Genomic DNA, 26340 nt, shown 5'->3' with positions numbered 1-26340 from the left:
GCCGGTGCTGCCCATCCGAGGCTGCCAAGCCGCACGCCTTTACAGCTCGGTGCCGCGGGCGGGATCGACGTCTTTCAGACGTGCTTGGCCGGGTGAACCCGCTCGTCGTTGAGTATCGGTTGCCGCGGGCGGAGTGCTCGGCTGGACAGAACGATATGAACCGATGTTAGATTAGATTTGCGCTGATGTGCGGCGACGGCGACGACGTGGTGGTTCGTGGGAAGGCAGGTCGATGGCCAACAGGCTCCAGATCGTGTGCGCGTGGGCGGGACCGGTCATGGTCGTCGTCGCGTTCATCGGGTGGCTGATCTCGGGCGTGCTCCCGATCCCGCCCGCAGCGAACGACTCGCCTGCAGAGGTCGTGGCGTTCTACGGCGAACATCCGACGGCGGTCCGGGCCGGCTTGCTCCTCGCCGCGATCGGTGTCAGCTTCGTCGCCCCACTGTGTGCTGTCATCTCGGTGCAGATGCTGCGGATGGAGGGCGCGGTGCCGATCCTGTCTTTCCTGCAACTGCTCCTCGGAGCCGTCACAGCGGTGATGCTGCTCGTGCCTATGTTGTTTCTGAACATCGCGGCTTTCCGGCCTGACCGGAATCCGGAGCTCACCGTGATGCTGAACGATGCGGCCTGGCTGATGTTCTTGACTCCGATCGCACCGTTCATCCTGCAGAATGTCGTGATCGGTTACGCTGTGCTGGAGGACCGCACCGCGCGCGGTGTATTCCCGCGATGGGTCGGGTTCGCCAATCTATGGATCGGCTTCATGTTCGTGCCCGCATGCCTGGCCTACTTCTTCACGTCGGGGCCCTTCGCCTGGCACGGTATTTTCGTCTTCTGGTTCGGCCTGACGTTCTATGCCGTATGGGCATTCTTGATGTGGTGGGCCGTTCGACAGGCAGTACGTAAGCAGATCGCCACCGAGAGGACTGTCGTCACCAAGGTCGAGCCCGAGGTCGTTTCGACGTGACCCCAGATCCCCTCTCGACGTTGTCTCAAGAGCGCGATCTGCCGGAGTTTCTCCGACAGCGACCCGACCACGAATGCGGCGAGGCGCGGCAACCGGCTGTAGTTCGGGTCGAAGGGGAGCACGCTCCGGGAGAGCCCGGGCTGTGGGTTTTCCTGCTCGGTGACATGACGCTCTTCGGGGTCTTCTTCGTCGTGTTTTTGGCCATGGGACGGGACCAGCACGCGACCTTCGCGGCCTCGAGGGAGGACTTGAACCAGACCATCGGCGGAGTGAATACGCTGGTATTGTTGACCAGCTCATTGCTTGTCGTGCTGGCGCTTGCGGTAGCGAGAGCGGGCCACCAGCGGCGGGCCGCTCGGCTTGTCGCGGGTGCCGGTGGCTGCGCTGCGTTGTTCACAATTCTCAAGATGGTCGAGTACACCGCTGAGGTCTCCGCGGGCAACACTCCCGGCGTCGGCCTGTTCTTTACATTCTATTTTATTCTAACGGGTATTCACCTCTTGCACGTGCTGGTCGGCTCGGTTCTGCTGTTCGTGCTGTGGCGACGGCTACGGATGGGTGCCGTCGGGCATCGTGGGCTTCCGTTTGCCGAGGGTGCGGCTTGTTATTGGCATATGGTCGACCTGCTGTGGATCGTCCTCTTTCCGTTGTTGTATCTCGGGTTTTCATCATGACGGCCGTTCTGCGTTCTCGACCTGTCGTGGTGTGGGGCGCGCTGTTGCTCGCCACTGTTGTGTCCTGGTGGCTCGGTACTGACCACGGGGTGGAGGGCCCGTTCGGCAGCCGGATCACCTTCGGTCTTGTCCTGCTCGTCGCCTTCGTCAAGATCCGCTTGGTAGGCCTAGATTTTATGGAGCTGCGGACTGCGCCACGGCTTCTGCGGCTGGCATTCGAGGGCTGGGTCGGGCTGTTTGCTGCGATGACGATCGCACTCGTCATCTTCTAATGCCGCAGTGCGCAGACTGGGACACGAGGAACTCTGGTGCTGGCGCACCGCACCGCCTGCTCGCCCAGGTCGCGGCGGGATGAGCTCGGTCGCGAGAAGTGGTCTGGGCTGGGCCAACACGCGGAGGTCCGCGGTCGGACGATGTTCCCGCTGGCGATGGTGGCCGGTCGCGAGGTGGATGTACTGGTCATCGACCTGGACGCGACCATCGTGATCGCCCACAGCGAGAAGGAACACGAGGCGCCGACGTTCGAGAAGGCCTTCGGCCATCATTCGATGCTGGCGTTTTGCGACAGCATCGGTGAGTTCCTCGTCGCTCAGCTCCGGCGGGGGCAACGCCGGCGCGAACACCGCCGCCGACCACATCACCGTTCTCGACGCCGCGCTCGCACAGGTTCCTGACCAGCATCGCCACGGCTGTCCGGTCCTGGTCCGCACCGATACCGCCGGATGTAGCGCGTTCCTCGGTCACCTTCGCCGCCTTCGTTCTGAGGCGGTGAGCTCCGAGTTCTCCGTCGGCTGGTCGATCACCGACCGCGAACGCGCCGTCATCATCGCTGTCCCGAAACGGGTCTGGGCCGTCGCCATCGACGCCGACGGCGGACATCGCGACGGCGCCGGACTGGCTGAGATCACCGGCCTGCTCCTGGCCACAGCACTTGCGAGCTTTCCGGCCGCGACGCGTGTGATCGTCCGCCGCGAACGCCCACACCCGGGCCGCACAACTGGATCTCATGGAAAACCGTGACGGCTGGCGCTACACCTGCCTCGCCACCGACACCCGCGCCGGGCAGCTGGCGTTCTTCGACGCCAGGCATCGTGCCCACGCCCCGGGGCGAGGACCGCATCCGCTGCGGCAAAGATGCGACTTTCCCAGCCGGTCGTTCTGCTCAATGTCGCCTGGTTGAGCGTGGGCATGCACGCGGTCGACCTGATCACTTGGACCCCAAGGCTGTTGCTGGACGGCCATCTCGCGAACGCCGAGCCCAACACCTTGCGCTACCGGTTGCTGCACATCGCCGCTCGGATCACCCGCGGACAGCGCCGGACCTGGATCCGGATCCAGCAGTCCTGGCCCTGGGCAATCGACCTCGCGGTCGCGTTTACGCGCCTGCACGCACTTCCCATCCCTGACGGCTGACGCCGCCCCTCGACCCTGCGATCAGGTGGAGCACCCGACAGAACTGCAGGCCGGATAGATTCCCCTGCCCGCAGTGAAGGATGGGCGATGGCCCAACGGGCGCTTTACCTGCGCGGCAGTTCCGTGTTCGCGGCGCGCTCGCCACGCGGGTCGACCCTGCGATGGACGGTTCCCTGGGAGGCTGCGATCGTCGGCACCGCGCCTTAACGCTGGGTGTCCTCGGAGCGGGGACTCCCGTGCGAGAGCAGGTGAGGTGGCACGGCGAGCCGGGTCATCCAGCGTCGGTGCGGGTCACCAGTCAGGTCGTGTGTCGGGTGAGAGGTCATCTCAGACCACCTCCTGACCGTAGCTGCAGCATCCTCCAGCCCCCGGCGCTCGAGACAATAATCCGGTCACGGCTGTAGTATTGTCCTGTCGGAACGATCAACTTGCCTACTCGCGCGGCTATGGAATCCTGGCCGGAGCCGGGTGGGAGCGCATCCGCGAGCGATAGCAGGGGCTCAGCAGAGGGAGGGCGGTCGCATGAGCCTGGACCGGCTTGATGATCCCGACTATCCATCCGTTGCAATGGGCCAGGCGGCGCACGTGCTCGACGTCGAGCCGACCTTCCTCCGCAGCCTCGACAGCGCCGGTGTGGTGAATCCTGGACGGTCTGCCGGCGGGCACCGCCGCTACTCTCGCCACCAGCTCAAACACGCTGCGCGGCTCCGGGTGCTCCTCGATGACGGGCACCCTCTGGAAACGGCGTCGTGGATCGATCAGCTCCGCACCGCGCTGGCAGAAAGCGAGTCCCGGCTCACCGACGCCAATGCCGAGGTCGATCGCCTCAAACGTGAGCTTCTGGCCCACAACAGTCCGCCTGCGCTCGATCCGACTGGCGCCGCTCCGCCGTCGATTGGCGTCGCGACCCCCCATCCGAACCGACAACTCGGGTGCAACCCATGACGACTATAACGTCGCTCCCGCCCACTGCAGAGGGAGCAGAGGGTGACTGGGAAACGATTGGACCTCAAGAGGAGGCCATCCGCCGCCTCACAGAGGAGAACCTTCCGCGTATCTCGACGGGCCAACTCGCCCGAGACGACATCGTCGATGTTGTCGAGCAGAGCTGGGTCGATCTGCAGCGGGCGGGCGCCCCGCCGGCGACCCTTCCCGAACTCCTGGAGCGCCTGGCTCAGGCGCGATTGGACTACACCTGATCCGTGCTCGTTGCCGCGGGCTACGAGCGACTGTCTGGCTGTTGTGTCGAGAGCTCGGTCGTGCCGCCCGTCGCCCGGAACGTCAGCCGGGCACGTGAGCGGCTGACGGAGTGGGTCCGCTCAGCAGCTCCCGCACGGCGGCGGTGCAATCGTCCGGGGGGCGGTCGGGGCGTCCCCTGCCTCCGGCACCCTCGTTCATCGCTCCGAACAACAGGTCTCGCACGAGTCGAGGATCCGGTCCAGCGGCAATCGCGCCTGCCCGCTGCGCGTTCTCGACCAGCTCGGTCCAGCGCGCCCCATACTGCTGCTTGAGCGAGCGGTACACCGCGACCGAGCCGCCCAAGTCGTGCTCCGGCATCGCGAGCACGACGGCGGCGTAGTCGCTGAGCTCCACCAGCGCGTCGAGGTGCGCGCGGACGGCGGCCCACAAGCGGGGCCCGGGGTCCGCGTCGGCGAGCGGAGCGAGCGCATCCTCGAGGTGACGCAGCGACTCGCGCAAGCCTTCCTCCAGCACAGTCGCGATGAGCTCGTCCTTCGAGCCGAAATGGAAGTAGACGCTGCCGGTCTGCAGGCCGGCAGCCTTGGCGATCCCACTGAGGCTGACCCCGGCCGGCCCGTTGGTGGCCAGGTGCGCAGCCGCCGCGTCGAGCAACCGGCGGCGGGTGCGATCTCCCTTGGACGGACGGTCCGGTGCCGCTGACATGGGCCCATTCTCGCCTGGCCGCTGCGGAGCGGAAGCACCCGCGCCCAGGCGCCAACGGATGCACCGATTCCTGCCGCGCCAGTACGGTTCCCGCACAATGTCGAGGCCAGGCTGCCCATGTGAAACAGCGACATGGTGAGGAGGCCCACCTCGCCACCGGAGCCCCACCTCGGGCCGATGTCCTGGGGCATCCGCAGATTGGTGTGATCGACCACCATCACACGCCCTCGGGTGCCCGGTGGCGCCACTGGCGTATAGATCCAGGGCGGATGTCATCGGGGGACTCCGTGCCCGGGTCCTCGGCGGGCTTCCGCGAGCCCGAGGGGCGGCCGTGGCCGCCGCCGAGGTCTCCGGCCGTCGGCTTCTGGCCGGCATCCTGGTCGACCTGCCGTACGGCTCCTACCACGTCGTAGCGGCTCTCGCCTCGGCAAGGACGGCTCCGGTCGCTCCCGCGCCGTTCCTCGAGCACGGCTCGGGCTGAACAGCATCGCTCGGTCCTGTCGATGAGACGCCGACCCACCGGCTCCGGTGAGTCAATATTATGCTAGCTTAAAATCAGACGGTCGTTAGATTGTATGAAAGGACGTCATGTCGAACAACTCGCCCTCCGCCGACGACGCCCCCGTCATGGATGCTGGGCCGCTGGACCCAGACCGTGCCTTGCTCTGGTATCAGAGCTGGGTCGACGCCTGGAACAGCCATGACCCGGAACGGGTCCGGCCACTCGTCACCGACGACTTCCGGCTGGAGACCCCGACCACCCGGAACTCTGGCTGGGAGATCACCGGCCCCGGGTCGGCTGCTGACTACATGCGGTACGTGCTTACCGCCTACCCGGACCTGACCTGGGAGCGCACCGGGCCCCCGCTGCTCGCCCCCGACTCCGCGCGCGCCGCGTTCAGCTGGCGCGGAGCCGGCCACTTCTCCGGCACGCTCACGCCGCCGGGGATTCCGGGGACCGGGCTGCCGTTCGAGTTCACGGGGCTCGAGGTCTTCGACTTCCGCGGGGGACGAGCCTGCCACCTCTACGCCAGCTACGACCTGATGGGGCTGCTGCGCCAGACCGGCGTGCACCGGAGCCGGTCGGAACGACCGTGATGCATCTCCCATCGCACGTCCTACAACACGGACTTCGTGACCACGCAGGCGACGACTCTCACCCCCTCACTGCACGGGCCGCTCCGAGGCAACGACTCCGAACAGCTCAGGCATCACCGGTCGGCCCGCCGTCGACGGGCTCGGTCGCCCCGAACTTCGTGCTCCGCCGGCACCGCAACTAGTGTCATGAGTCGCGAGTTCGCGACATATTTGTAAGGTGGTCTGGTGGCACGGACCGGACGACCCAAGGCCGAGCTGATCCTGTCCGACGATGAGCGGTCAGCGTTGGAGGAATGGATTCGCCGCGGGTCGACTCCGCAGGCGTGGGCGCTGCGGTGTCGGATCATCCTGGCGTGCGCTTCGGGCGCGACGAACAAGGAAGTCGCGGCGCAGACGGGGTCGGCTGCGCACACGGTGGGCCGGTGGCGTGCCCGGTTCGTTGCTCACCGGATCGCCGGGCTGGGGGACCTGCCCCGTCCGGGCGGTCCGCGCACGGTCACCGACGCTCAGGTCGCCGAGGTGATCACCACGACGTTGGAGTCCAAACCGGCTGATGCGACGCACTGGTCGACCCGCGGGATGGCCGAGCATTCGGGGTTGTCCCAATCGACGATCTCGCGGATCTGGCGCACCTTCGGGTTGGCCCCGCACCGAGCCGAGACGTTCAAGCTGTCCACCGATCCGTACTTCATCGAGAAACTCCACGACGTCGTCGGTCTCTACCTTGACCCGCCCGAGCGGGCGCTGGTGTTCTGCGTGGACGAGAAATCCCAGATCCAGGCCTTGAACCGGTCCCAACCAGTGCTGCCGATGATGCCCGGCATCCCGCAGCGACTGACCCACGACTACGTGCGGGCAGGAACCACGACGTTGTTCGCCGCGCTCGAGGTCACGACCGGGAAGGTGATCGGGTCGCTGCATCGCCGCCATCGCGCGAGCGAGTTCCGCACGTTCTTGACCAGGCTCGACCGCGAGGTCCCCGCCGAGCTGGACGTGCACCTGGTGCTGGACAACTACGCCACCCACAAGACCCCGGCTATCAAGACCTGGCTGGTGGCTCACCCGAGGTTCCACCTGCATTTCACCCCGACCGGATCGTCGTGGCTCAACCTGGTCGAGCGTTGGTTCGCCGAGCTGACCACCAAGAAGATCCGCCGCGGCGTGCACACCTCGGTCCCCGCCCTCGAAGCCGACATCCGCGACTGGATCGCCGGCTGGAACAACAACCCCAAGCCCTTCGCGTGGACCAAGACCGCGGACGAGATTCTCGAACGACTCACCCGATATCTGAAGCGAATCCCTGACTCAGGACACTAGAGTGTGTCTCCTAAAGCGCGGAGCCAGGTGACGATCCCCTTCAGCACGGCCCCGCGGCGGAAGGTCAGGGCGAGCTTGTCGTATCTGGTGGCGAGTCCCCGCCACTGTTTGACGTGGCAGAAGCCGCGCTCGACGACATTGCGGTTGCGGTAGTCGCCACGGTCGAACGCGGGTGGGCGGCCACCGCGCGAACCACGCCGACGCCGGTGTCCTTGCTGGTCAGCGGGCTCGGGGATGACCGCGATGATCCGCCGCGCGCGCAGATGCCGGCGGATCGCGCGTGAGGAGTAGGCCTTGTCCGCGCGCAGCCGATCAGGTCGGGTTCGGGGACGCCCCAGACCCGGTCGGGCGACGCTCAGGTGCGCCATCAGGTGCGGGAACATCGGCGAGTCCCCGCCCTGGCCCGGTCCGAGCAGGACCACAAGGGGCCGGCCGTGTCCGTCGACGAGCTGGTGGATCTTGCTCGGCAGCCCGCCGCGGGACCGACCCAAGGCGTGATCGGGCGGCTCGACGCGCAGATTCGTGTAGTTCGATCCTGCCCCCTGTGTCGCGTTTGAGGGTGGCGGCGTGCTGGTGGGCCCGAACGATTGTGGAGTCGATGCTGACCGCCCAGTCCACGATCCCGGTCGAGTCCGCATCAGCCAGCAGAGCTGCGAGAACGTGGTCCCAGGTGCCGTCTCCGGCATAGCGGCGGTGCCGTTTCCACAACGTCTGCCACGGCCCAAATCCGGCCGGGACATCACGCCAGGCAAGCCCGCACCGATAGCGGTAGATGATCCCTTCCACGACCCGGCGCGAGTCGCGGAAGGGGCGCCCTCGCCGCCCGTCCGACGAGGGCAGAAGCGGAGCCAGACGGGCCCACTGGGCGTCAGTCAGGACAGCGGTGCGCGACACCGATCAAGCATCACGCACCCAGACCAAACCGTTTGGGAGGCACGCCCTAGATCGAGGCGGTGGTCTTCTTCGTCGGGATCGCGCCGGTGTTCATGGGGCGGATCCGGAACAGGGCGAGGCCGACCGCGGCGAGTAGTACCCATCCGACAAGGCCGGTGATGCCGACGATGGCGAGGTTCGGCGGTGCGGCGGCGTCGCCGAGTAGGACGATCAGGCCGGCCGTTGCGTTCAGCGTCGCGTGTGCCAGGACTGGTGGCCACACACTGCCCGAGTACAGCCGCAGCCATCCCACCAGTACGCCGAGTAGGAGGCACGCCCCTACGAACAGGGCTGCTGCTCCGGCGCCGAGCTCGGGGTAGTTGTAGCCCAGCAGGGTCAGCGGTGCGTGCCAGACACCCCAGATCAGGCCGGACCACAGAAGCGCGGGCCACAGGCCTCGCTGCAGGAGGCGAGGCAGTAGCCACCCGCGCCATCCCCATTCCTCGCCGAGAACGGGCACGATGTTGATCAACGGTGCGACCACGACGGCGAGCAACACCTGCGTCGTCACCGCTGCTGCGGCCTGCGAATCGGACATCTCTGCCCCGGCGCTACCGAGCTGCTCACGAAAGAGGGACAGTCCGGAGAGGTCAAGGCGTAGTGCGCCGAGGGCCACGCTCGCAGCGCCTGCGAGGGCAACGAGTAGCGCTGTCGCCCCCCATGCTCCGAGCGCGAGCGCGATGGTGCGGCCCGTGTGCGGTGTGGCGGACAGGCCGGTGCGGCGCACCCATTCCCGGACGCCGACGTCACGGTAGTGCACGAGCCAGACGAGCAGCACGGCCAGGGTCGGCGTGGTCATCACGGCTACTGCGGTCACCGTGAACTTTGGTGATGCGAGTCCGCCGTCGAACCAGAGGGGGATGGCGATGAGCCACGCGAGCCCGATGGCGCCGACGGTGAACGTCACGATGTCGCCGGTGCGTGCCTCGGGGTTTCCGGTCGTATGCGCGTCTCGGCGCACAGCGGGAGGGGAGCCGGTCATCGCCTGGCCGCCGTCGTCTGGCCGTGCACTATCGCAGTCATGGCAGATTCCTTCGCTAGCCGGTTATATTCTCACTATGAGAACGTGGCCGGATGCTAACAAGGGGGGATGGGAGTGTCCAGCGAGTCCGGCGTGGCAGAGGTCGTGTTGCATCCGGTCCGGCTGCGGGTCGTCCAGGCGGTCAGCGGCCGCGAGCTCACCACCGCACAGCTGAAGGAGCTCTTGCCCGACGTCGCTCAGGCGACGCTGTATCGACAGATCGCGGTGCTGGTGGAGGGGGGCTTCTTGGCCGTGGTGGGGCAGCGTCCGATACGCGGCACTGTCGAGCGCACCTACGGGCTCGGCGAGCGGATGTCGCACGTTGGCCGGGAGGAACTCAGCGCCATGGCCGACGCACAGCTGCGGGTCGCCTTTCTCACGTTCCTTGGCAGCCTCGGCGAGATCTTCGACCGCCTGCTCAGCTCTACCGATGCCGATCGGCGCGAGTTCCTCGGATTCGGGACTGGCCATATTTATCTCGACGAGGACGACCTTGCGCCGCTGCAACGTGGGTTCGACGAGCTGATCGCGCAGTACCGCAGGGACGCTCCCGGGAAGCGCAGGGTCGCTCTGTCGACGGTCCTGCTGTGGGACAACGAGTGATCGGGTCCTCCCAGCCGAAGTGAGCCGACAGCCGGCAGGGCGCGGCGGTCGACGAGCAGGGAGGCCACTCGCCGGACGGCTATCGCTGACCTGGTCTGCGGCGCCGAGGCTGGCGGCGGCCGCCTGACGGCCCGACTCCGCTGGTGGCCGTCGACAGTTCGTGCGCGATGCGCCGGAGTGCTCTGCAGACCCGCGGGTGTGGCCCGTCCCGACCCACCGCTCACAGAGTCCAGCCAACGTTCCTGCCGGACGGGCACCGGTCTGCTCACGTGGTAGGTGTCGCTACCGCGTCGACCAGCGTCTACCGGACGGCGCCCACCCCGTCGTAGATCAACGGGCTTGCGACGACGCAGCACGGCATCGGGGAGAGCGGATGCACCTACGGCCTCGAGAGCTTCTGCCAACTACCTGCGTGACCGGAACCTCGGTGTCCCCGCCGTCGTTGCCGATGTGATGGGTCCGCTCGGCGGCGGTCCATCGGCCGCGTCCCTGTCCTTCCCCCGCGGGGCGGGGGCGCGGCCACCTCGGCGCAACGTCTGCCACGCCGGCCTATATCGGCAAGCCGGGCAGATGAGCCACCGCGATCTTTAGATGCCGCAGCGCGGTCGGAGATCCCAGCCTGATGCGACCGTCCTCTCTTGAGCTGGGTGGATCGCACGACCAGTTATCGATCCTGTGATGCACGTCACAGTAGTGTCAGTGTCTGTCGGTGTTCGCCCTGCTCGGGCGGCTTGTGAGGTCTACCGCACCGCGGGTCAGGCGAGCCTGCGTTGGCTGGTGCGCCGCAGGCGACACCGCCACGCTGCGCCCCATGACCACCGCTCAGGACATGCCCCAGGTGCAGCAGTGTTCCGCGACCAGCTGTTCCTACAACTCCGACTCGCACTGCGGCGCGGGAGCGATCACGATCTCCGGCGACCACGCCCACTGCGGCACCTTCGTCGAGATCTCGTTCCGCGGCGGCAACGGCAACGGCCTCGTCGGCGCGTGCCACCGCTCGGACTGCCGCTACAACGAGAAGCTCGAGTGCACCGCCTCGTCGGTGAACATCGGCCAGGGCGCCGACGCCGCCGACTGCCTGACCTACGAGGCCAGGTAGGTCAGCTCCTCCGCACGCACCTCGCCACGCTTCGTCGACTCGCATGGGGTGAACAACTCGCTGCGGGGTATTGCATCAAGTGTTGATTCTTTGCTGCTCGGTGACTAGCTGTGTGCTACGACCGACAGGCTGGTCATGGGTGAGGTTCCGGTCGGTGATGTGGCCGCGGAGCTCGGGGTCAGCGAGCGCCAGCTTTTGTCCTTGGAGAAGCATCGCTGGCTTGATCAGGTGACCTCGAATAGGTCACCTGGGTGCCCCGAATTGCCGTCTCGGTTGGCGGGTTTCGTCGAGGTCGTCGAGGTCAGTTGGCGAGCACGTCGTGAGTCCCCGGACGGGCTGGGTGGGCGGTGAAAGTGCCCTTGGATCGGTCTCGACGAGCAGGCGTCTGGTCAGTCCGTACGGGCCCGGGTGCGCGAGTCGCGCGGAGCGGTTGCCTCGGTCAGCACGGCAAGCCCAAGGGTGGCGAGGATCAGGTTCCACAATCCCAGGACCGACCAGAGCCCCGTGTCAGTCGGGAATGCGATCGCCACCGGTAGGTAGACCACGAAGACGAAGGCCCCGACCGAGACCGGGATGAATCGCCGCCAGCCCGACCAGCGGTGCGTGCGTAGGACCGCCACGCCCGTCGCCAGCATGCCGGAGCCGATCACCACCGGGGCGATCGTGAAGAACGCCTCGCCTGATGCGGCGTCGAACGGCTCGACGAACTCGCCGCATATCAGCAGGAGCAAGCCCAGCATCGCAGCTCCGATCCCGGCGCGGCCCCACCAGGCGGGACCGGCGGCACCCAGCATGGCCATCCCGGCGAGGCCGACGAGCGCCGCCAGCTCGGTCAGGGCGCTTCGGGTGTTCGCCACGATGCTTACCTCGTAGGGCAGCGTCACGAGTTCGTATGCTGCGAAGAACGCGCCGAACAGGCCCCCGACGATGCCGACGATCCCGGCGACACGGGCTGGTTGGTTGTGGGACGTCGCGCTGTTGTCCATGACTACTCCGTCAGGTTGTGGATGTTCGCGCCGGTAGGCCCGGATCTGGGCTGAGGTTGACTCACTGTGGTGTGAGCGGCTTCTATGACGGGCCGAGCGACGGCCGTGGCTGCGCGATTGCGGTGGTCGTCGAGCCCGCTGGGCTCACCGAGTGATGGGAACCGAAGGGGCCATCGCCAGCTGGTGTGGTGACGAGCTCGCACAGCCGGGCTCCTGGAACGGCGCCCACGACGGCGGGCTGCGTTGATTTCGGCCCTGGCCGTCGTGACCCCTCTTATCATCGGGTGGCTGCCGGTCAACGCCCGGCGGTCACATCGACCGCGACAGCCACACCGGGAACGGCGAGGCGAGTGACACGAGCGTCGTGGGCGGGGGCGCCCCGGTTGCGGCCAGCCTTTCGCGGACGCGGCTCCGGCCCGGAGGGGCGCGTCGACCTCTACGGCGTAGACCGTCAGTCGCAGCACGTCGCGAAGGCGCATGCCCGCGTGGGCGAGGACGGTCTCTAGGTGGGAGGTCGCGAGTGCCACTTGAGCGATGACGTCGTCCTCGTGCATCGGTAGGCCGTGCTCGTCGACCGGGCCTCGCCCGGCGACGCTGAGGATCTGAGCGGGCGGTTAACTCTGTTCGGATTGCGGGGGTGAGGGTGCGCGTCATGAGCGCCACGGTCAGCCCGCGGTGACGCCCTGCCCACCCCCGGAAGCTGGGCGGCGGATATCCCAGATTCATGGGATACCGCCGGGGTACTTCTTGGCTGACACTGGTCGGGTGGAGGGCACCGCGGAGCGGGCGCGCGCCCAGATCGAGGCATTGGCCACCACCGGCCTCGACGTGGGCGTGTTCAGCACGGCCGTCATGGAGGCGCTGACCCGCGCAGTGCCGTTCTCGGCGGCCTGTTGGGCTCCTGTCGACCCGGCGAGCCGGTTAATCACCGGTGGGATGAAGTCGGACGGGATCGGTGACGATCACGACGAGGACTGGATCTTCCACGAGTACGAGGGCCCTGACCGGTTCAACTTCCAGACCCTGGCCGACCGGCCGGGTGGGGTCTCGACCGCCCTCACGGAGACCGGCGGAGACCTCGCACGGTCCGAACGCTTCACCGACCTCTACCAGCGGCACTGGGGTGACATCAGCGACGAGGTGCGGATCGAGCTGCGGGCAGGCGGCACGACCTGGGGGTACCTGGCGCTGTTCCGCGACGGTCGGTGCTCGGCGTTCACCCCGGCTGAGCAGGAGTACCTCAGCGGCGTACGCGCCACGCTCGCTGTCGGGCTGCGTGCAGGGATGCTGGTGTCCTCGGCGGTGGAGCTGCTGCCCGCGCGGGACGGACCTGTGGTGCTCGTGGTCGATGCCGCTGGGGAGATCGTCCAGGCCAGTATCGGTGCCGTGGAGGGGATGGCGGAGTTGGGTGGGGCACCGATCGGCCGCGGGCGGTTGCCGTTCGGGCTGCGCACGTTGGTCGCCGCCGCCCGCCAGTTCACGCTCGGTCGTTACCCGGTGCCGCCGAGGATGCGGATGCGTGACCGCAGCGGCCGCTGGATGGTGGCGCACGCATCGCCGCTGTTGTCCTGTGCCGGTATCGGGACCGATGTGGTGATCACGCTGGAGGAGGCCCGTCCGCCGGAGATCGTGCCGCTGGTCGTTGCTGCGTTCGGTCTGACCTCCCGGGAACAGGCGGTGCTGGCCCTCGTCTTGCGGGGTGTCGACACCGCCGAGATGACCCACACCCTGCATCTGTCGGGCTATACAGTGCAGGACCATCTCAAGTCGATCTTCACAAAGTCCGGGGTACGTAGCCGCCGCGAGCTGATCGCGAAGGTGTTCTATGACCAGTACGCGCCCCGGTTGGCTGCCGGGGCGGCGCTCGCACCCTCAGGCTGGTTCGCCGAGTAGCCCGGGCGCGCCCTGGTTGGTCGGTGCCGTGTACGGGTGCGGTCCGACAAGGTGACAGTCCGGGCCCGTGGGTTGTTCGGCCGTGTCGGGGTTGTCGGTAGGGCCCGACGAGCGGCCGGCGCTCGGCCGGGGCCTAGCGTCAGTTCTCCCGGTGTGCTGGTCACCGGGATGTTTGGCCGCGCCCGAACATGGATGGCTCCGACGGGGTAGCAGAACCTCCTATGCGCCATCCCGAGCCGGGATCGACAGACCACACTCAAGGCACCAGTGGCCAGTCGTAACGCGGGGTCAGACCATGCCCCGAGGCGGCACCGGTTCATCCTCACAGTCGCAACGTGAGGTGGGCGGTCACGGATGAGCCGATCGCCGACCTGCCACACGGGATTCGACTCGCCGCTACGAACCGCCGGGCCCGGCCTGGTGCACAACGTTGCCGGTCCGGCTCGGTCGGACCTTCGTGGCGGTGGTCTGTGGGTTCGGCTGGGGGTTGTGCGGATGCGAGTCGGTGGCTGGGGTCCGACCGTGTCCACGTCGTGGCCGATGGCTACTCCGGAGCTGCCGCCGCGGGCGTTGTTCTCCGCGGTCTGTTGATGGCAAGGGCGTGGCTGAGGTGGCGTCGCCACAGCTGGTCGGAGGTATGCGGCTCGGCGGTTAGGGGTTTCGTCTGGTGTCGTTCTCGGCGGCCATGGCGTTGTGCCAGGCGCAGGCCATCGCGAACGGGACGCTCAGCACCAGGGCGCACCAGAGCGCCACGGCGAGCCATGGCCAGGGGACGATCACGATCACGATCACACCGATCGCGATCGCCTGGAGCACCCGGTTCGTGACGTCCGGCGCGCGAGGGCTGCGCCCCGCGGTCGCAGCGGTCAGGGCCGCCATCGTCGTGTCCAGATCTGGATCCGAGCGGCGCAGCTCGCGTTCGAGCGCGGACAGGCTCCGTTCCTCGGAGTGGTTGAGCGGTACCGAGCGCGGGCGTGGTTCGGGATCCGGCTGAGACGGGGGCTGGGGTGTCACCATGGTTGCCCTGCTCTCGGTCAGGCGCGCGCTTTGACCCGGCGTCCGGCTACCAGCCGCCAGATGCTGAGCAGGACCAGCGCACCGACCAAGCCCAGGATCCATGTGCTCAGGTCGAAGAACGTGTTGAGTCCGGTGTTGAAGATGAGCCAGCCGACGTAGCCGCCGACCACGGCGCCGACGACTCCGATCAGAGTCGTGACGGTGATGCTGAGTGTCGTTCGTTCCGGCATGATCGTGCTGGCGAGGACGCCGACGACGAGTCCCAGCACAACCCAACCCAAGATGCCCATGACGTGCCCCCTTGTGGGTGCTGCGCCCTACGGGGCGCGTGGTCGAAGTCCCATGGTGGGTCGAGTGTGCCGTAGCAAGCGCCGAGGCGGAATCGGTAAAATCGTGTAAATCGGACAACAGCGTCTCTGTGGCGGGTCGATCCTCGCGGACGTGACGTGACGTGACGTGACAGCTGGCGGGCTTGGCTGCTCCCGCCTGCACGGGGGTACGGCGTCGGCCAGGGCGTCACTGGCCGAGCCGGCTCGCTTGCTGGCGAACGTGTCGGAGGGCGCGGCGTCGGTGTCGTCGCGGCGCGCAACGGCAGCCACCTTCGGCGCGGGTGCCTACTGGACTCGGCGCATGGCCGGAACCAGGTGCTTCGCCCTTGCTCGTCACCAAGGGCAGCTCTCGGTGACTGATGGTCCTCAGCCGAGGACCTCGCACTCCGCGGAGTCAACAGGCGAACTTGTCGCTGCTGGGCTACTTCGTTCCGCCGCCGAGCTGCGGTTCTGGCCCGGTCGGGACGAGATCGGGGCCACCGCCACCGCCGCTGTCGTCGTCAGGGCCGGGATCGTCAGGGCGACGAGCCCAGATTCCGATCCTGGTGCCGGTGGGCACCATGGCTCCGGCGGGTAGCTCCTGGCAGTACACGCGTTGCGGGGGAGCAGAGGCTCGATCCGCGGTCGTCGTCGTGGGCCCCGAGTCGCTGTGGTCCACGGCGAGCAGGCCAGCATCCAGGGCTACATCGTGGGCCTCGTCGACGCTCAGCTCCAGTAGCTCGGGAACCTGCACCACCGATCGTGTACTGCGGTCCATGCCGTATCAGGCTAGCGGTCGCTAGTTCGGCCTATAACACCGGCGGTTCCGACGAATGGTCATGCATCCTGCACCGGCGTGCCGAATCCGGCCGTCGCCGAGGCTGGCACTTCTGGCGGATCCAGGAGGTGGGCCGACTCATCCCGAACCTGGTGGGCGAGAGACGAGATCCTTGCTCGCCGATGATGTGCCTGTCTTGGCTGAGCGATCTTATGGGCTCTGCTCCCGGTGACCGTTGCCGCGACGGCCAGTCGTGCGCCGGCGGTGGCGAGAGGGGGCGCACGCAGAGTCCGCTGGATCTCGACTCATGTCTACCGGACTCCCGGATTCCAGAAAGCTACACTGGGGAATGTAGATATAGTTGGGGTTGCAGAAGTGCGCGGCCACACCGCGGGCTTCCGGCGGCAGGGTCCTGTGCGTGCCGGCTCGGGTCCGCCGACCGAGAGGGAGACGTTCCGAGGGGAGTAGACATGTTCGACCGCCTGCGACGACCGATGGGACGGGTACTGCAGGGGCTCTGGCTACGGCCGGGATGGTTGCAGCCGTGGTCGGCGCAGTGACGCTGCTCGGGTGGCTCGACGGCACTCACGACGTCGTCTGGACGGTGGCGGCGTTGCTTGCGCTGCCGCTAATGGCCGCCGGGACAGTGGTACACGATGACTGGTCTGCCCTCCGGACGAGGCGCTCCATCACCGGGTCGCGTCGCAGGGGGTCGACCTCTGAGGTGTCGGCGCCCGAGTCGGTTCAGCAGTCGGGGGTCACGGCAGAGCGATGACAGATGTGTCTGGTCGGCGGCCGACGCCATCGGTGGATGGCAGCGCGTAGGTTCCACCGGTACCGCTGTCCCGGTATACATCCCCGACCGGCGTGCCGCACAGCTCAGCGGGTCGTCCCGGGGCCGCGGCGCAGACGGTGGCCGGACGGCGTGCGCGTGTTGAGGGCTGGGTGAACCCCACTACAGGCCTTCTGGGTTGGGGCCGGCCGAACCACCGCTGCATACGAGGGCCTGTACGAGGGCGACCAGCGAAGGCACCCACCGGCCCCTGTCGACGGTTCAGCTACCCGAGCAGCCTCTCGTGCTCGACTGTGCTGAGACTGGGCCCGAGAGTCTGCGCCGGATGGTTCTATGCGATCGAGTCGACGTTCGATGCAGGAGTGCCGGTACCGTCATCCTCGGCAGGTTCCGGCTCCGTTGCAGTCGACGTTGAGCTCGTAGGCCTGGACACGTGACCAACTGGGACCGAGGCCGCGTTATGGACCCGCTTCCGGTGGTGCCCGGAGCGACACCACTCGGAAGGCGGGCTCCGACAACACTAGGCGCCCCCCAGCCGACCGGTCCACTCGAGGTCGGCGTGTCCGCGTCGCCCGTGACGGGCCCGCCACCGTGTCTCGTTTCTGTCAGCGCGAGGTCGCATCTAGGCTGGCCCACCGGGGCCGGTCACTCAACGCAGGCGGTCGTACTCCTTGGACGCCAGTGATGGACTATGGGAGTTGATCGAGCCGCTACTTCGGGTGACCAGGTGCGCGTGGCAGGCGTTGCCTGCGGAGTTTCCGCTGTGGCGGATGGTGTACCGGTCCCCGTCGGCCGGTGGCAGCGGCAGCGAGTCGCTGAGAACATCCTGCCGGCCGTTCCCGACCAGCTGTGCGCTGGCGAGGGCGGCTGTCCGGAGCCGAGTGCAGGGATCATCGATTCCTAGAGTGTGCGTGGTGCCGACACCATCGGCCAGGACTCGCGTGGCTACGACGCCAGAAGATCAGCGGCCGGAGAATGCTTTATCGTCACCGGACACCCTCGGACTGCTGCTCATCGAACGGACCGCGGCCTGACTGACCACGCAGCGTCGCCTGGCTCGCGACTATGGACGCCGTCCCACCACATCCGAGGCCGTGATCCGCTGGCCGTGATCAACACCGTCACCCGTCGACTTGCCCGAGGCGAACCGCCGGCGGACAGCAGAAGCGCACTTTCGCCCCGTCCTCCGATCTTCTCAAACCCGCTCTTAGGCCTTCCGCTCCGCAGGAGCGTGGTCGCGGGCTCCGCGGGTGTCTCAGGTGCCAACGCAGCGGGTCCGGCTGATGACCTGGCAGTGAGTCCGGTCCTGCGTGTCGGCCACGGGGCCGCTGCGCGGCAGCACCGGTTGAGCGCTGCCCAGCAGAACAAGTCGATGTCGATGCGTCGATGTCGCCAGCCAGTTCGTCGTTTTCGGCACGCTGGGCCGCATCATCGATTGGCGTCGCGGAGGCGTTGAGTCGTACTCAGGCGACACGGCCAGTGCCTCGTCCGATCAGGGTCATGGCCGGAGCGCGCGTCGCCTTCCGCGAGCCGGGGTCGTTTGCCTCGGCGCGCGTCGCGCACAGCCTCGAGATGAGGTCGACCCGGATATTGCCGGCATTGGGGGAGCTTCACCGGTGTCGGTTGAAGCCTGTCTCGCTCCGCAGGGGAAGCACCGACGAGGACCGCAGCCTTCGACGGGCACACCACCGTAATTCGCGTGCTTAACGGCGAAACGTGTACCGCGGTGCGCTCGGTGCTTGGATGTTCACGTCTCAAGGAAGCGCGTTGGCGGCCGCTGATCTCGTCGAGCTGCTTGTCGATATGGCTGCCGGGCAACCACGAGGCGGCCCGATGGTGTCACTGGCGAGTCGCGCAGCTGTGCCTTGCTCAGGTTTCGTCGGGGAGCACGACCATCGGGTCCACGGCCAGATCCCCGGGCCGTACCCGGTATACCTGCAGAGTGCGGTCGTAGTACTTGTCGGTCTCGCCGACCCAGTGCATACCCAGCCTGTGCGCAGTGGCGATCGCGGGGGAGTTGTCCGGACGCACCACTGCGAAGAGCTCGTCGACATCGTCGTGGGTGAACGCCCAGTCGATCAGCGCTGAGGTCGCTTCGGTGGCGTAGCCGTGACCCCACATATCGGGCCGCAGCTGGAATGCGACCTCCAGGTCGTCCTCGTAGTAGGGAGGCAACACTCGGATCGCCAGCCCTCCGACCACCGAGTCGAGGGCGTGGTGCTCGATCGCCCATCGGCCCCGCGGAGGGGTCGCGTTGACCTGCGCCTCAGCCCAGGCAGCCAACACCGACCGCATCGCGGCCGCATCGGTGATCCGCTCGGTCTCTGGGGTCAGCCAGCCCGTGACCTCGGCGACCCCATAGGTCAGCAACGCGGCATCGGCGTCGGAAGACGTCCACGGTCGGATCGACAGACGATCGGTCACCAGCGGAAAGGCCATCGGATCACCGTAGTACGGAGCCACCTGGTGCCCCGCGAACTTGGCGCGAATCGCTTCGGTCGGCAGTGGCCGCTGCGGTCCACCACGCGCACCGAGCACGGTGACGGCCACGTCCAGGTTCGCCGTACCGACATGCACAGCCATCGGCGCGGCAGCGCCGTGTCGGGATCGATCGGTGCGTAGCTCGACCCGCCCCATCAGGTCACGGGTCCGGGAGCACGTGCGCAGAGTGGTCACAGGCTGGAGGGTGACGCCTCCGGTCAGCGCGGCCGCAGCGAGGGCGAAGGGGATGCTCACCTGCGCAGCAACCGCCGAGCCGAGGTCGCGACCGCCGCACATGTCTGTGATCAACGCGCTGGTCTCGACCGTGACGGTTCGCAAGTCGTCGGCCCGCCAGTGGTGGGTCGCCATCAGGTCGAGCAGGCCGTCGACGGCTGCGTGTGCGGAGCGGCAGACGGCGTAGGGCTTGATGCCGGCGTTCTCGGCCTACCAGGTCTCGCCGAGATCGGCGGTCAGCGCCGCGACGTCGGCACCCGGCCCGCCGTAGAGCCCGACGTAGCCACCCCAGGCGGCTTCGAGGACGTCCGGAGCGCCGGTGAACCCCTGCTCGGCCAGCAGGGCGGCGCCGAGGCCGAGCTCGGCGGCCCGTCCGACGTTGAGTCTCTTGCTCATCGCTCGCTTCCCAGAAACGACCACGAGCCTCCGGCGTACCCGGCGGCCAGCCCGAGCGCGTGGGCGGCCCGATCGGCGTCCAGCCCGAGCATCGCTGCGGCGCCGGCTGCGGCGCCGAGCGGGCCGCAGACCCTGGTGGAGTGCCAACCCCGGCCGTTGACGGCGTCGTAGCGCCGAGCGTGGTCTGCGTGCGGCGTGCGACCTCGTAGCCGACGGTCACGGCATCGACGAGGTCGTCGGCAGTGGCTGCTGCCGGTCGCAGGCCGATGACGGCCGACACGAACACGGCGCCGGAATGGTCACGTCCACCGGTGTCGTCGAGCTCCTAGGCGTGGGCGGAGATGCCCGTTCACCCGGGTCGTGTCGAGGGCGGGCAGCGACGAGGCAGTTCCCCATACCGGCAGGCACTCCGACGCCCTCGGTGCCGGCCGGGTAGCCGAGCCCCCGGGCTGCCGCAGCGAGGGCTCGTTCGGTCTCCGGGGAAACGGCTCCGGCGATCCCCGCCTCGAGGGTGTCGAGCGGATGCAGCCGGATGTGCTGTCGGACCCGGTCCGGGACCCCTACCGCGCGCGGGCGGCCCGCGCACCCTGACGGCCCGCTGCGAGCGCACACCGATCGCGGCCCGGTTGATGACCCAGTTGTTGCGCGGCGGCCGCACGGCCACCACTGCGCTCGCCGAGCGCTGACCGTGCTGCGTCGATCTACTCGGTTTCGGCCTGCGCGAGTTCGTTCGCCCGGGCCAGAACCCTGATCTGGGCCGGGTGATAGTTCTCGGCGAAGGCCTGGGCGACCACCGCGTCCGCGGTGCGTTTCCCCCGCGGCGACACGGCACCCGGATCACGCAACCATGGGAACCTCGCTTGGTCCTCACGGACCGCCATAGCCACTCGCAGCGCCAGTGCCTCGATCCTTGCCTCGTCCGCGTCTTCCGGGAGCATCTCGAAATCCGCCTCGTACTCCTGGGGTTTCGCGGCGAGCGCACCCAGGTCGCCGAGTGGTTCGTCCTCCCACACCCGCGACATCACGGTGAGCAGAGCCCGGCCGCGTGGCCCCAGATCACCGGACACCGCTCCGAACACCGACGGGGTGTCCGGCGGCACCCGATGTTGCAGGATCACCGCCAGCTCGGCGCGGGCTCGTTGCAGTCGCTCGATCGTCGTGCTCAGCTCGTCGTGGACCGCATGGAGCTCCTCTTCCGGATGCGCCGCGGCGCGGATCGCCCTGACCGAGACCCCGAGCGCGCGCAGGCGCACGACCTGCACGAGCCGGACGAGGTGGGACGTCCGGTACTGCTTGTAGCCGTTCGGCTCGCGTTCGGGCTCGTCGAGTACCCCGGCCCGGTGGTAGTGGCGTACCGCCTGCACCGTCGTACCGGCGAGCTCCGCGAGCTCACGGGTGCTCCACGCCACGTCGTCGACTCCCCTCGGTCTCTATGGCGCGCCACCACGGGTGCGCGTCGAAACCAGTACAGACCATGCCGCCGGGGCACGGGCACGGTTCCGCCGATCGTGTCACCGGCGCCTTGACCCTGTCCCGACGGCATACCTTCCACTCCGGCCGCGGTCGACCACCAGCCACGGTCGCCGCGTGGCTCCCCGCCCGTTGGCGGGGAGCGCCCGCCGGACGCCACCGCGGCGACGGTCCGACGAGGAGGACGAGATGCCCGAGACACCGAACGGCGCAGGCGTGCCGGCGCGCCCCGTGGACAAGACGGCATGAGCACCGTCGCCGGTACACCGACCGCCCGGGCGGTCGCGCCCGACCTCGCCCGCGGCGCGATGCTGCTGATGATCGCGCTGGCGAACGTCCACCTTTACCTCTACGGCTCCGCCGGGCTGCGCGGATACCCGGCAGACCTGGGCCCGGTCGATCAGCTCGTGGCGGTGTTCCAACTGCTGTTCGTCGACGGGCGGGCCTACCCGCTGTTCGCGATGCTCGTCGGCTACGGCGCCGTCCAGTCCGCACGAGGGCGGGAACCGGGCCGTGGCGTGGGGATCCTGCGTCGCCGCGGGGCCTGGATGATCGCGATCGGTGCGCTGCACGGCGTGCTGCTGTTCTCCGCGGACATCGTCGGCGCCTACGGTCTGCTGCTGCTCTTGTCCGCCGGGATCCTGGTGCGCGGCTCCGAGCGCACCCTGCGAGCGATCGCGCTCGCCGGACTGCTGCTCACCGGTGCGGTCGGGGCCACCTCGGGCCTGTCTTCCGGCCCCGCCTGGCCCAGCATGACGGCGACCGACCCCGCGCTGGCGGTCGTACTGCACCTGGCCGAGTGGCTGGGAAGCACAGTCGTCTCGGTGCTCACCACGGTCGGGATGGTCGCCCTCGGTGCGCTCGCGGCCCGCCGCGGCATTCTCGACGAGCCCGGCCGGTACCGTCCGCTCCTGCGCCGGACCGCCGCCACCGGGATCGCCGTCGCGGCGGTGACCGGGCTGCCGCTCGCGCTCGCGGCCGCGGGATGGTGGCAGCCGGCGACCGGGTCCGCGCTGGTCGCCGGCGTGCTGCATCAGGCCGGCGGGCTCGCGGGTGGTATCGGGTTCGGGGCGCTGTTCGGGCTGCTCGCGACTCGTGTGGCCCCGCAGCCGTTGCTCGCCACCGGCCGTCGGTCGTTGTCGAACTACCTGGGCCAGTCCGTGGTCTTCTGTGGCCTGCTGCCCGCCTGGTCGCTCGGTCTGGGCACCGAGCTGACGGTCTGGCAGGCGTCGCTGCTCGGCGTCGCGACCTGGCTGCTCGGGATCGCTATCTCCACGGCCCTCGACCGGGCGGGGCGACGCGGACCCGCCGAGGTGGTGCTCCGCCGGCTTACCTACGGCGGGCGACCGGCGCGTACCGGCTGACCTCGACCGGGCCTCACTGGTGCACCGAACGAACGTCGTGCAGCCCGGACCACGGCACGGATCGGGCCAGGAGTGGCGAAAGTTCGACGACACGACCGGATTAATCTCAGCGATCTGTATGTGGCGGGCAGCCGCAATCATCCAGGAAGGAAAGGTAAATGATGGGGCGAGAAGATGATGCTGCTGTGCAGATCGAACTCGAGGAAGCGGGCCAGGCGTACGTCAGAGACCGGAAGGATCTGACACTCATGATCGGCTTGACCCGGAACGGACGCCGCTCGATCTTCGCTTTCCGTTCACCGGAGGCCCAGCACGTCGGGTTCCCGGACGAGCGGACGCTCTACGAGATCGGGTCGTTCTCGAAGATCTACACGACAGCACTGCTTTCGGTTCTCGTATCGTATGATGTGCTCTCGCTCACGGACACCATCGCCGATTACTTTCCGGACCTGCACCTCAGACCCGAGGTCGGCGAGATCACGGTGTTCGACCTCGCAACGCATACGTCCGGCCTGTCCGGGGACGGCGTGGTGCTCGCTCGCCTGATCAGCGACGCGGTGTCGACCGGGGATCCCGCGCGTTTCACGTACTACGCCGACTACACCAAGGCTCATCTCGACGAGGAGTTGGAGGCCGCGGAACTCGTCCGGCCTCGTGGTAGCGGTTGGGAGTATTCGCGTACCGGATTATCGGTGCTGGGTCACATCCTCGAAGTCGCATCGGGAGAGACCTTCGAATCGCTGCTGACGCGTCACCTCTGCGAACCTCTGGGGCTCGTCGACACCACGTACACACTCTCGCCAGACCAGGATTCCCGATTGGTTCGAGGCTACTACGACGACGGCACGCCGTCACCGAACTGGTATTGGGACATCATGCTTCCACAGGGGGGTATCCGGTCGACCATGGCCGACATGTTGACCTTCATCGAAGCCAATCTCGCACAAGACGCCGGCGAACTGACGGCGGCCCTGCGGTTCGCCCAGGAGACGGAGTTCGACTGGCCGGCGGGTTCTGCCCCGGAGAAGGCTCCGTACGGCAGCACGGCCGCGTTCCGGCAGGCCATCGGCTGGTGGAACCTGGACCAGGGCCACGGGCCGGTCAGTCAGCACGCTGGCGCGACGATGTCGTACCAATCCTTCGGGGCTCTGCATCGCGGGTCGGGGACCGGTCTGGTGGCGCTGACGTCGAGCGCGGAAAATCTTCAAGACGCTATGGAGTTCCCTCAGCTGGCACAACGACTCATCGATTCTGCCGTCGAGCAGGCCGGCGCCGATGGAACGGCCTGAATGGTAATGGAGATGCTCGTGACGAGTTCAGCCGGGAACCGACCTGTAGTGGTGGCAGGCGATACCCGGTGCGTAGCTGTCTCTAGTGCCTCGTCAGGCGACGTTCGGTGGGTAATCCGGCCTGCGGATCTTGGACTCGGGCGCGAAGTGTCGTTTCCGGGTGGCGTGTCGGTTGGCCCAGCGGACGTAGCCGGCGATCGCGGACTCCTGGGCGGCGTGGGAGGGTAGTCGCTGCCGTCGAGGGTGAAGTAGCGCAGCGCGGTGAACTCCGATTCGATCCAGTTCAGCCAGGACGCGTAGGTCGGTGTGAACACCAGCTCGACGTCGTGGTCGGCGCACCAGTCGGCGACGGTGACCTTGCGGTGCGGGGAGAAGTTGTCGCACACGACGTAGAGCCGTCCCCGGGGAAACCGGACCCGGAGCTGGCGCAGGAACGCGAGGAACTCCTGGCTGCGCTTGCAGTCCTTCAGCCGGTAGAACAGCTGGCCAGAGGCCAGGTCGAGTCCGGCGATCATGCGTCGGACCCCGCCGTAGCGGTTGTAGGTCGCCAGTAGCCGGGCCGGGTGGCCGCTGGGAAACCAGCCGCGGTCAGGTCGGGGTTGCAGGTTCAGCGGCCCGAACTCGTCCACCCACACGACGCGGCTGCCGTCGGGGGATCGTGCCGGCGGCGGAGCGGTCGTAGAGATCGAGGATCCGGTCCATCTTGGTCCGGAACTCGGGATCGCGGCTTCGGGTTGCCGTGTCATCGCCCTCCTCCGGCGACAGCCTCCCGAGCTCGTCCGCCTCGTCCCGGACGCCGACCATTGCGCAACGTCTTGACGACCTTGACCGGCGATTGTTGGACCTGTTGCAGCAGGACGGGCGCGCGTCGTTTCGCGCCATCGCCGATGACGTCGACGCAAGTGAGGGCATGGTGCGCCACCGGGTGAACCGGATGCTGGAATGCGATGTCGCCGGGTGACCGCGGTCCTACGCCGCAGCACTGACTCCGTGGGTATGGCGATGGGGCTCGCGCTCAGAATCTGTCGCGAGGCCACCACCGCGGCCGAGGGCCTGACCCGTATCGAGCGCGTCGACTTAGTCGCGATCGTCTCAGGACGCCACGATCTCCTGGTCACAACTTCGGCCGGATCGCTGGCCGAGCTCGCTGTGGTCGCCGATGCGATAGGGGCGGTACCGGGCGTCCGGCGAACCCGGGACTGGATCCACCTGCAAACCTTTCGCGAGGCCTACCGTCCCGGTGGCCTTGCCAGCCGATCTCTCGTAGACGGTAGCCGGTGAGCTGAACGCGTGATGCTCAGCCATCTCCGCACCTTGGTCCCAGGTCAGGGATCCGCGCAGCGACGTAAATGGGGGGCAGAGGGTGATGATCAGGCTGTCCCAAAAGCCGTCGGCAGTGCGCTCGCGAGGGTCGGGCATTTCGCGGCCCCTATCGTGGCTCCGAGGGCCAGCGTCATCAGAGGCTCACATTGATGAGACCTCACCCACCAGGACCACTCGTCGACAGCCCGTCACCTCGGAGGCGGCGCGGCGTCGGAGGGGGGCGCGGCGTTGGCCGGGGCGGCGTCGGATGGTGTTGTGTGATCCTTGCCCATCCAGAACAGTGCCGTCATCCGGCGCAGCACGTCGAGTTGTGCCGGGTTGTAGATCTCCTGCGAGACCTGCTCCACGGTGCGGTTGAAGCCTCGGGGATCGGACGAACCCAGCTCGAAGACCCCAGGGTGATGCGCACGCAGCGTCTCCAGGTGCGTGGCCATGCGCACGGCGAGGTCGTGCCGGGCAACTTCTCCGGCGTCGGCCGCAAGGCATTCGAAATCGTCGTCGACACGACTGCGCATATCCGACGCGACCAGGTCCGCGTAGACCCGACGTTCGTCGCGGTCGAGCAGCCTACCGAGAACCGATGTCAGAAGCCGGTCTGCGTCGGACATCGGCACGGCCGCGGTCACTGCGAACTCCGTCGGCAGATCCGTGGCGAGCTGTTGCTCCAGCATCGTCGTGACCTCGGCGCGTGCGCTGCTCAACCGGTCCATCTGGTCGACGAGCTCTGCGTCCAGGGCTCGCAACGCCTCCACAGGATGTGCGTCATCGCCCAGCTTCGCGATGGTGTGCAGACCGACACCGAGCTCGGCGAGCCGCTTGATCCGCAGCAGACGGATCAGGTGGGCCACGCCGTACTGCTTGTAGCCGTTGCTGCGGCGTTCCGGCTCGGGCAACAGCCCGATCTGGTGATAGTGGCGGACCGTGCGCGCGGTCGTACCCGCCAGCTCGGCGAGTTCCCTGGTACTCCACGCCATCCGGGCC

Annotated in this window: 29 protein-coding genes and 2 pseudogenes; 17 read left to right on the top strand and 14 right to left on the bottom strand. The window is 67.8% G+C overall.

All coding sequences use genetic code 11. The features are described 5' to 3' along the window. The first annotated feature begins 277 nt into the window (after positions 1-277). From AD017_RS31920 to AD017_RS34080, 7 genes are all read left to right on the top strand, one after another. The gene (locus tag AD017_RS31920) at positions 278-967 is read left to right on the top strand and encodes a hypothetical protein (protein ID WP_145984157.1); all 690 of its coding nucleotides are present in this window, start codon (positions 278-280) and stop codon (positions 965-967) included. Next, positions 964-1641, top strand: a complete 678-nt coding sequence (locus tag AD017_RS31915) for a cytochrome c oxidase subunit 3 (RefSeq protein ID WP_227012924.1) — start codon at positions 964-966, stop codon at positions 1639-1641. Before AD017_RS31920 ends, AD017_RS31915 begins: the two co-directional genes overlap by 4 nt. Continuing rightward, the gene (locus AD017_RS31910; protein WP_060577385.1) at positions 1638-1913 is read left to right on the top strand and encodes a cytochrome C oxidase subunit IV family protein; all 276 of its coding nucleotides are present in this window, start codon (positions 1638-1640) and stop codon (positions 1911-1913) included. Before AD017_RS31915 ends, AD017_RS31910 begins: the two co-directional genes overlap by 4 nt. A 141-nt stretch (positions 1914-2054) precedes the next feature. Continuing rightward, positions 2055-2315 (top strand): transposase, encoded by a 261-nt coding sequence (locus AD017_RS36865; protein ID WP_227012925.1) that lies wholly within the window; start codon positions 2055-2057, stop codon positions 2313-2315. A 94-nt stretch (positions 2316-2409) separates the two neighbouring features. Further along, entirely contained in the window at positions 2410-2661 is a 252-nt protein-coding gene (locus AD017_RS36860; RefSeq protein WP_227012926.1) for a hypothetical protein, read from the top strand. A 114-nt stretch (positions 2662-2775) separates the two neighbouring features. Further along, positions 2776-3054, top strand: a complete 279-nt coding sequence (locus AD017_RS36855) for a transposase (RefSeq protein WP_060577383.1) — start codon at positions 2776-2778, stop codon at positions 3052-3054. 522 nt (positions 3055-3576) lie between these two features. After that, positions 3577-3999 carry a helix-turn-helix domain-containing protein gene (locus AD017_RS34080; RefSeq protein WP_082538436.1) on the top strand — a complete coding sequence of 141 codons (423 nt, stop codon included), beginning with the start codon at positions 3577-3579 and terminating at the stop codon, positions 3997-3999. A 336-nt stretch (positions 4000-4335) separates the two neighbouring features. Here AD017_RS34080 and AD017_RS35715 read toward each other — a convergent pair whose 3' ends face one another. Further along, complete coding sequence (locus AD017_RS35715) at positions 4336-4956, bottom strand: TetR/AcrR family transcriptional regulator (RefSeq protein WP_168172326.1); 621 nt, start codon at positions 4954-4956, stop codon at positions 4336-4338. A gap of 331 nt (positions 4957-5287) precedes the next feature. Between AD017_RS35715 and AD017_RS35710 the strand changes: the two genes are divergently transcribed. The 3 genes from AD017_RS35710 to AD017_RS31875 all read left to right on the top strand — a co-directional run bounded on the left by AD017_RS35710 (position 5288) and on the right by AD017_RS31875 (position 7371). Further along, positions 5288-5437 carry a hypothetical protein gene (locus AD017_RS35710; protein ID WP_168172327.1) on the top strand — a complete coding sequence of 50 codons (150 nt, stop codon included), beginning with the start codon at positions 5288-5290 and terminating at the stop codon, positions 5435-5437. A 107-nt stretch (positions 5438-5544) separates the two neighbouring features. Then, positions 5545-6054 (top strand): ester cyclase, encoded by a 510-nt coding sequence (locus AD017_RS31880; RefSeq protein WP_060577379.1) that lies wholly within the window; start codon positions 5545-5547, stop codon positions 6052-6054. Between the two features lie 225 nt (positions 6055-6279). Beyond that, positions 6280-7371 carry an IS630 family transposase gene (locus tag AD017_RS31875; RefSeq protein ID WP_060575005.1) on the top strand — a complete coding sequence of 364 codons (1092 nt, stop codon included), beginning with the start codon at positions 6280-6282 and terminating at the stop codon, positions 7369-7371. On the opposite strand, the gene AD017_RS34070 is transcribed toward AD017_RS31875, so the two are convergent. Both AD017_RS34070 and AD017_RS31865 read right to left on the bottom strand, forming a co-directional pair. Beyond that, positions 7368-8265, bottom strand: a protein-coding gene (locus AD017_RS34070; protein WP_145984158.1) for an IS5 family transposase whose coding sequence is annotated in 2 segments (ribosomal slippage) — positions 7368-7913 and positions 7915-8265 — 897 coding nt in all. Because the reading frame shifts where the segments join, the coding sequence is not laid out codon by codon here. The genes AD017_RS31875 and AD017_RS34070 overlap by 4 nt on opposite strands. Positions 8266-8311: 46 nt before the next feature. Further along, entirely contained in the window at positions 8312-9211 is a 900-nt protein-coding gene (locus AD017_RS31865) for a CPBP family intramembrane glutamic endopeptidase (protein ID WP_227012927.1), read from the bottom strand. 183 nt (positions 9212-9394) lie between these two features. Here AD017_RS31865 and AD017_RS31860 point away from each other — a divergent pair, with 183 nt between their 5' ends. Both AD017_RS31860 and AD017_RS31855 read left to right on the top strand, forming a co-directional pair. Then, entirely contained in the window at positions 9395-9928 is a 534-nt protein-coding gene (locus AD017_RS31860) for a helix-turn-helix domain-containing protein (protein ID WP_060577376.1), read from the top strand. Positions 9929-10739: 811 nt separating this feature from the next. Beyond that, complete coding sequence (locus AD017_RS31855) at positions 10740-11027, top strand: DUF1540 domain-containing protein (protein WP_029239296.1); 288 nt, start codon at positions 10740-10742, stop codon at positions 11025-11027. A 389-nt stretch (positions 11028-11416) separates the two neighbouring features. Here the strand turns inward: AD017_RS31855 and AD017_RS31850 are convergent, their stop codons facing one another. Together AD017_RS31850 and AD017_RS37650 are read right to left on the bottom strand one after the other, a co-directional pair. After that, positions 11417-12013: a hypothetical protein gene (locus tag AD017_RS31850; protein WP_060577375.1), complete on the bottom strand. Its 597-nt coding sequence runs from the start codon at positions 12011-12013 to the stop codon at positions 11417-11419. A 2-nt stretch (positions 12014-12015) separates the two neighbouring features. Continuing rightward, entirely contained in the window at positions 12016-12567 is a 552-nt protein-coding gene (locus tag AD017_RS37650; protein WP_369821711.1) for a hypothetical protein, read from the bottom strand. A gap of 298 nt (positions 12568-12865) precedes the next feature. Here AD017_RS37650 and AD017_RS31845 point away from each other — a divergent pair, with 298 nt between their 5' ends. After that, positions 12866-13906, top strand: a complete 1041-nt coding sequence (locus tag AD017_RS31845; protein WP_082538550.1) for a helix-turn-helix transcriptional regulator — start codon at positions 12866-12868, stop codon at positions 13904-13906. A gap of 651 nt (positions 13907-14557) precedes the next feature. Here the strand turns inward: AD017_RS31845 and AD017_RS34065 are convergent. The 7 genes and pseudogenes from AD017_RS34065 to AD017_RS31805 form a co-directional block, all read right to left on the bottom strand. Continuing rightward, positions 14558-14923 (bottom strand): DUF3040 domain-containing protein, encoded by a 366-nt coding sequence (locus AD017_RS34065; RefSeq protein WP_168172328.1) that lies wholly within the window; start codon positions 14921-14923, stop codon positions 14558-14560. Between the two features lie 17 nt (positions 14924-14940). Further along, positions 14941-15213 (bottom strand): GlsB/YeaQ/YmgE family stress response membrane protein, encoded by a 273-nt coding sequence (locus AD017_RS31835; protein ID WP_060577372.1) that lies wholly within the window; start codon positions 15211-15213, stop codon positions 14941-14943. 460 nt (positions 15214-15673) lie between these two features. After that, positions 15674-16009, bottom strand: a complete 336-nt coding sequence (locus AD017_RS31830) for a PASTA domain-containing protein (protein WP_145984159.1) — start codon at positions 16007-16009, stop codon at positions 15674-15676. 2662 nt (positions 16010-18671) lie between these two features. Beyond that, the gene (locus AD017_RS35705; protein ID WP_060577496.1) at positions 18672-19241 is read right to left on the bottom strand and encodes a GNAT family N-acetyltransferase; all 570 of its coding nucleotides are present in this window, start codon (positions 19239-19241) and stop codon (positions 18672-18674) included. A 42-nt stretch (positions 19242-19283) separates the two neighbouring features. After that, a pseudogene (locus AD017_RS35700) lies at positions 19284-19712 on the bottom strand (hypothetical protein); the annotation flags it as partial. Positions 19713-19727: 15 nt separating this feature from the next. Next, positions 19728-20014 (bottom strand): annotated as a pseudogene (locus AD017_RS36850) (MmgE/PrpD family protein); the annotation flags it as partial. Positions 20015-20614: 600 nt separating this feature from the next. Then, the gene (locus AD017_RS31805; protein WP_060577367.1) at positions 20615-21322 is read right to left on the bottom strand and encodes a MerR family transcriptional regulator; all 708 of its coding nucleotides are present in this window, start codon (positions 21320-21322) and stop codon (positions 20615-20617) included. Between the two features lie 306 nt (positions 21323-21628). On the opposite strand from AD017_RS31805, the gene AD017_RS31800 reads away from it, so the two are divergent. Together AD017_RS31800 and AD017_RS31795 are read left to right on the top strand one after the other, a co-directional pair. Then, complete coding sequence (locus AD017_RS31800; protein WP_060577366.1) at positions 21629-22747, top strand: DUF418 domain-containing protein; 1119 nt, start codon at positions 21629-21631, stop codon at positions 22745-22747. A gap of 185 nt (positions 22748-22932) precedes the next feature. Then, positions 22933-24036: a serine hydrolase gene (locus AD017_RS31795; protein WP_060633843.1), complete on the top strand. Its 1104-nt coding sequence runs from the start codon at positions 22933-22935 to the stop codon at positions 24034-24036. Here AD017_RS31795 and AD017_RS34050 read toward each other — a convergent pair. After that, positions 23973-24665, bottom strand: a complete 693-nt coding sequence (locus tag AD017_RS34050) for a transposase (RefSeq protein WP_255358512.1) — start codon at positions 24663-24665, stop codon at positions 23973-23975. The genes AD017_RS31795 and AD017_RS34050 overlap by 64 nt on opposite strands. A 110-nt stretch (positions 24666-24775) precedes the next feature. Here AD017_RS34050 and AD017_RS36845 point away from each other — a divergent pair, with 110 nt between their 5' ends. Both AD017_RS36845 and AD017_RS31785 read left to right on the top strand, forming a co-directional pair. After that, complete coding sequence (locus AD017_RS36845; protein WP_227012930.1) at positions 24776-24997, top strand: AsnC family transcriptional regulator; 222 nt, start codon at positions 24776-24778, stop codon at positions 24995-24997. A 29-nt stretch (positions 24998-25026) separates the two neighbouring features. Beyond that, complete coding sequence (locus tag AD017_RS31785) at positions 25027-25317, top strand: Lrp/AsnC ligand binding domain-containing protein (RefSeq protein WP_145984160.1); 291 nt, start codon at positions 25027-25029, stop codon at positions 25315-25317. A 230-nt stretch (positions 25318-25547) separates the two neighbouring features. On the opposite strand, the gene AD017_RS31780 is transcribed toward AD017_RS31785, so the two are convergent. Next, positions 25548-26333: a MerR family transcriptional regulator gene (locus tag AD017_RS31780; RefSeq protein WP_082538444.1), complete on the bottom strand. Its 786-nt coding sequence runs from the start codon at positions 26331-26333 to the stop codon at positions 25548-25550. Between the last annotated feature and the right edge of the window lie 7 nt (positions 26334-26340).

This window comes from Pseudonocardia sp. EC080619-01, assembly GCF_001420995.1.
Classification (GTDB): Bacteria; Actinomycetota; Actinomycetes; order Mycobacteriales; family Pseudonocardiaceae; genus Pseudonocardia.
Note: the sequence above shows the minus strand (reverse complement) of the source record. Positions and strands in the feature narration are given on the sequence as shown.